2 rRNA genes are annotated in these 5,542 nt (G+C 51.6%); both read right to left on the reverse strand.

The annotated features are described in order from the left end of the window. Nucleotides 1-41: 41 nt before the first annotated feature. A 23S ribosomal RNA gene (locus tag ACN081_RS08405) occupies nucleotides 42-3,123 on the reverse strand. A gap of 340 nt (nucleotides 3,124-3,463) precedes the next feature. Then, nucleotides 3,464-4,990: ribosomal RNA gene (locus ACN081_RS08410) — 16S ribosomal RNA — on the reverse strand. The 16S and 23S rRNA genes sit together here, the layout of an rRNA operon. Between the last annotated feature and the right edge of the window lie 552 nt (nucleotides 4,991-5,542).

A 5,542-nucleotide genomic window follows, 5' to 3' on the forward strand; every position in this document is an offset into this window, starting at 1 on the left:
AAAACCGTACAGTGGACACAAACACAAAACAAAGCCAAAATAAACATAAGCCTTCGGTCTATTAGTACCAGTCAACTCCACAAGTCTCACGTCCTTGCTTCCATACCCGGCCTATCAACCCCATCATCTATAGGGAACCTCACACCCACAAAGGGCAAGGAAATCTCATCTCAAAACAGGCTTCCCGCTTAGATGCCTTCAGCGGTTATCCCTCCCGAACGTAGCCAATCAGCCATGCACCTGGCGGTACAACTGACATACCAGAGGTTCGTCCGTCCCGGTCCTCTCGTACTAAGGACAGCCTTTCTCAAATTTCCAACGCACGCAGCGGATAGGGACCGAACTGTCTCACGACGTTCTGAACCCAGCTCGCGTACCGCTTTAATGGGCGAACAGCCCAACCCTTGGGACCAACTCCAGCCCCAGGATGCGACGAGCCGACATCGAGGTGCCAAACCATGCCGTCGATATGGACTCTTGGGCAAGATCAGCCTGTTATCCCCGAGGTACCTTTTATCCGTTGAGCGACGGCCGTTCCACAACGTACCGCCGGATCACTAGTCCCGACTTTCGTCCCTGCTCGACCTGCCAGTCTCACAGTCAAGCTCCCTTGTGCACTTACACTCAACACCTGATTGCCAACCAGGCTGAGGGAACCTTTGGGCGCCTCCGTTACACTTTAGGAGGCAACCGCCCCAGTTAAACTACCCATCAGGCACTGTCCCTGAACCAGATCATGGCCCGAAGTTAGACATCCAATATGACCAGAGTGGTATTTCAACAACGACTCCACCATAACTAGCGTCACGGCTTCAACATCTCCCACCTATCCTACACAAGCCACACCGAACATCAATACCAAACTATAGTAAAGGTCACGGGGTCTTTCCGTCCTGCTGCGCGAAACGAGCATCTTTACTCGTACTGCAATTTCGCCGAGTTCATGGTTGAGACAGTAGGGAAGTCGTTACTCCATTCGTGCAGGTCGGAACTTACCCGACAAGGAATTTCGCTACCTTAGGATGGTTATAGTTACCACCGCCGTTTACTGGGGCTTAAATTCTCAGCTTCGCCCAAAAGAGCTAACCAATCCTCTTAACCTTCCAGCACCGGGCAGGAGTCAGTCCGTATACATCGTCTTACGACTTCGCACGGACCTGTGTTTTTGATAAACAGTCGCTTCCCCCTGGTCTCTGCGACCCATACACGCTCCCCACCGCAAGGGCAGTTCACGCTCAAGGTCCCCCTTCTCCCGAAGTTACGGGGGCATTTTGCCGAGTTCCTTAACCATGATTCTCTCGATCGCCTTAGTATTCTCTACCTGATCACCTGTGTCGGTTTAGGGTACGGGCAACTAGAACCTCACGCCGATGCTTTTCTCGGCAGCATAGGATCACCAAATCCTCCACAAAGGAGTCCCATCACGTCTCAGGCCAACACCAGCGCATTTAACAACTGGATACCCTACACGCTTAGACCACGACAACCACCGCGTGGCTTGGCTACCTTCCTGCGTCACACCTGTTAATACGTTTACCTCCAAGGATAGGACCCTACAACCAACCAGCACACCCCCAAAAAGAAGGCACACCAGCATCGCATAGTTAGCATCACCAATTCAGTATTGACGGTTCTTCGTCGGTACGGGAATATCAACCCGTTATCCATCGACTACGCCTGTCGGCCTCGCCTTAGGCCCCGACTAACCCAGGGCAGATTAGCTTGACCCTGGAACCCTTGATCATCCGGCGCACGGGTTTCCCACCCGTGATTCGCTACTCATGCCTGCATTCTCACTCGCATACCCTCCACCACAGTTCACACCGCAGCTTCACCGAATACACGACGCTCCCCTACCCAACAAGAAAAATCTCATTGCCACAACTTCGGTGGTGTACTTGAGCCCCGCTACATTATCGGCGCAGAATCACTTGACCAGTGAGCTATTACGCACTCTTTCAAGGATGGCTGCTTCTAAGCCAACCTCCTGGTTGTCTAAGCAACTCCACATCCTTTCCCACTTAGTACACGCTTAGGGACCTTAATTGATGGTCTGGGCTGTTTCCCTCTCGACAATGAAGCTTATCCCCCACTGTCTCACTGCCGCGCTCTCACTTACCAGCATTCGGAGTTTGGCTGACGTCAGTAACCAATACGGCCCATCGGCCAACCAGTAGCTCTACCTCTGATAAGAAACACACGACGCTGCACCTAAATGCATTTCGGGGAGAACCAGCTATCACAGAGTTTGATTGGCCTTTCACCCCTATCCACAGCTCATCCCCTCCATTTTCAACTGAAGTGGGTTCGGTCCTCCACGACGTCTTACCGTCGCTTCAACCTGGCCATGGATAGATCACTCCGCTTCGGGTCTAGATCCTGCCACTCAAACGCCCTATTCAGACTCGCTTTCGCTACGGCTACCCCACACGGGTTAACCTCGCGACAGAACACTAACTCGCAGGCTCATTCTTCAAAAGGCACGCTGTCACCCCAAAAGGCTCCAACGGCTTGTAAGCACACGGTTTCAGGTACTATTTCACTCCCCTCCCGGGGTACTTTTCACCATTCCCTCACGGTACTGATTCACTATCGGTCATCAGGAAGTATTTAGACTTACCAGGTGGTCCTGGCAGATTCACACGAGATTCCACGAGCCCCGTGCTACTCGGGAAAACAAACGCCCGGCGTGTCAAATTTCGGTTACGGGACTCTCACCCTCTACGGCAGCCCATCCCAAGGCCTTCACCTACCCAACACGACATCAAGCCAGTAGCCAGTTAGAACTACCACGCTGCTCCCACAACCCCCATGATGCAACCCCTAACCGGTATCACACACCACAGGTTTAGTCTCATCCGCTTTCGCTCGCCACTACTCACAGAATCATTATTTATTTTCTCTTCCAGCAGGTACTGAGATGTTTCACTTCCCCGCGTTCCCCCCAACCAGCCTATACATTCAACTGGTGGTAACAAGCCTTACAACTTGCTGGGTTTCCCCATTCGGAAATCCTCGAATCAACGTCCTGTTATCGACTCCCCGAGGCTTATCGCAGATTCACACGTCCTTCATCGGCTCCTGATGCCAAGGCATCCACCGTGTGCCCTTAATGACTTACGACACACAAAATAATCAAAGATTATTTCAAAATAACTAAGTTTTACAAATCAAAGAAACACATCCAAACAACAAAAATCATTCAAACAGTTTCCAGAAGATGCTCGCGTCCACTATACAGTTCTCAAACAACAACCCAACTACCAACAAACACCACCACAAAAAACAGCAGCACCCATCAGCACCAGGCAAAACGAGAATCACAAACCAAAGCCTGCAACCTCAAAACCCAACAATGCGCCCTCTACCATCCAAAAACCACAACCAACATTCCACCCATGAGCAAACCCAGTGTCCAACACTCGTGAACAAACCAGGCCAACCAAAAGATTGAGCTCCTTAGAAAGGAGGTGATCCAGCCGCACCTTCCGGTACGGCTACCTTGTTACGACTTAGTCCCAATCGCCAATCCCACCTTCGACGGCTCCCCCCAAAAAGGTTAGGCCACCGGCTTCGGGTGTTACCAACTTTCGTGACTTGACGGGCGGTGTGTACAAGGCCCGGGAACGTATTCACCGCAGCGTTGCTGATCTGCGATTACTAGCGACTCCGACTTCATGGGGTCGAGTTGCAGACCCCAATCCGAACTGAGACCGGCTTTTTGGGATTAGCTCAACCTCACAGTATCGCAACCCATTGTACCGGCCATTGTAGCATGCGTGAAGCCCAAGACATAAGGGGCATGATGATTTGACGTCATCCCCACCTTCCTCCGAGTTGACCCCGGCAGTCTCCTATGAGTCCCCACCATAACGTGCTGGCAACATAGAACGAGGGTTGCGCTCGTTGCGGGACTTAACCCAACATCTCACGACACGAGCTGACGACAACCATGCACCACCTGTACACCAGCCCCGAAGGGAAAAACCATCTCTGATCCGATCCAGTGTATGTCAAGCCTTGGTAAGGTTCTTCGCGTTGCATCGAATTAATCCGCATGCTCCGCCGCTTGTGCGGGCCCCCGTCAATTCCTTTGAGTTTTAGCCTTGCGGCCGTACTCCCCAGGCGGGGCACTTAATGCGTTAGCTACGGCGCGGAAAACGTGGAATGTCCCCCACACCTAGTGCCCAACGTTTACGGCATGGACTACCAGGGTATCTAATCCTGTTCGCTCCCCATGCTTTCGCTTCTCAGCGTCAGTTACAGCCCAGAGACCTGCCTTCGCCATCGGTGTTCCTCCTGATATCTGCGCATTTCACCGCTACACCAGGAATTCCAGTCTCCCCTACTGCACTCTAGTCTGCCCGTACCCACTGCAATACCGGAGTTAAGCCCCGGTCTTTCACAGCAGACGCGACAAACCGCCTACAAGCTCTTTACGCCCAATAATTCCGGACAACGCTCGCGCCCTACGTATTACCGCGGCTGCTGGCACGTAGTTAGCCGGCGCTTCTTCTGCAGGTACCGTCACTTTCGCTTCTTCCCTGCTGAAAGAGGTTTACAACCCGAAGGCCGTCATCCCTCACGCGGCGTCGCTGCATCAGGCTTGCGCCCATTGTGCAATATTCCCCACTGCTGCCTCCCGTAGGAGTCTGGGCCGTGTCTCAGTCCCAGTGTGGCCGGTCACCCTCTCAGGCCGGCTACCCGTCGTCGCCTTGGTGAGCCATTACCTCACCAACAAGCTGATAGGCCGTGAGCCCATCTAAAACCAGTACAAACCCTTTCCACCAAACTCCATGCGAAGAATGGTCATATCCAGTATTAGACCCAGTTTCCCAGGCTTATCCCAGAGTCAAAGGCAGGTTACTCACGTATTACTCACCCGTTCGCCACTAATCCACTCCAGCAAGCTGGAGCTTCATCGTTCGACTTGCATGTGTTAAGCACGCCGCCAGCGTTCGTCCTGAGCCAGGATCAAACTCTCCGTTAGAAAACAAAAGACATTTGAAAACCTGATCTCAAAATAAAAAACAAAACAACAACCTCAAACGCCACACGGGGTACGGTGACTCGGTCATCATTTCAATGCTGTCATTCTGAAACCAAAAAGGTTATATCAAAATAAAATATATAAAAATTTGGTATCAGTTGTAGTCACACACCACCACACTCACGTGATGATGCTATGAACAATAAAAAGCACACTATTGAGTTCTCAAGCAACAAACCACACGCAACCACACCAAGAAAAACAATCCCAGTGACAACCACGCCGGTCAATCTCATTTTTCAGCCACCCACCAAAGCAGGCAACCAGATAACCTTACCAGCAATCCCCCGCAACATGCAACACCAAAACAAGTGAAACACACCACACAGCAAACCAGAAACAACCCACCAACCAGAAAAACCCAGCCAACAAACCATCCCCAGAAAACCAAGGAAAACCACTCATAAAATTATCAAAAACATCATCTGACAAGGAGCGATAAACACTCACACGCCCTGACGACTCGTACTACTCTACACCCACCCAAAACAC

Origin of the sequence: Rothia sp. P13129 (assembly GCF_048512865.1) — a bacterium.
GTDB lineage: Bacteria > Actinomycetota > Actinomycetes > Actinomycetales > Micrococcaceae > Rothia.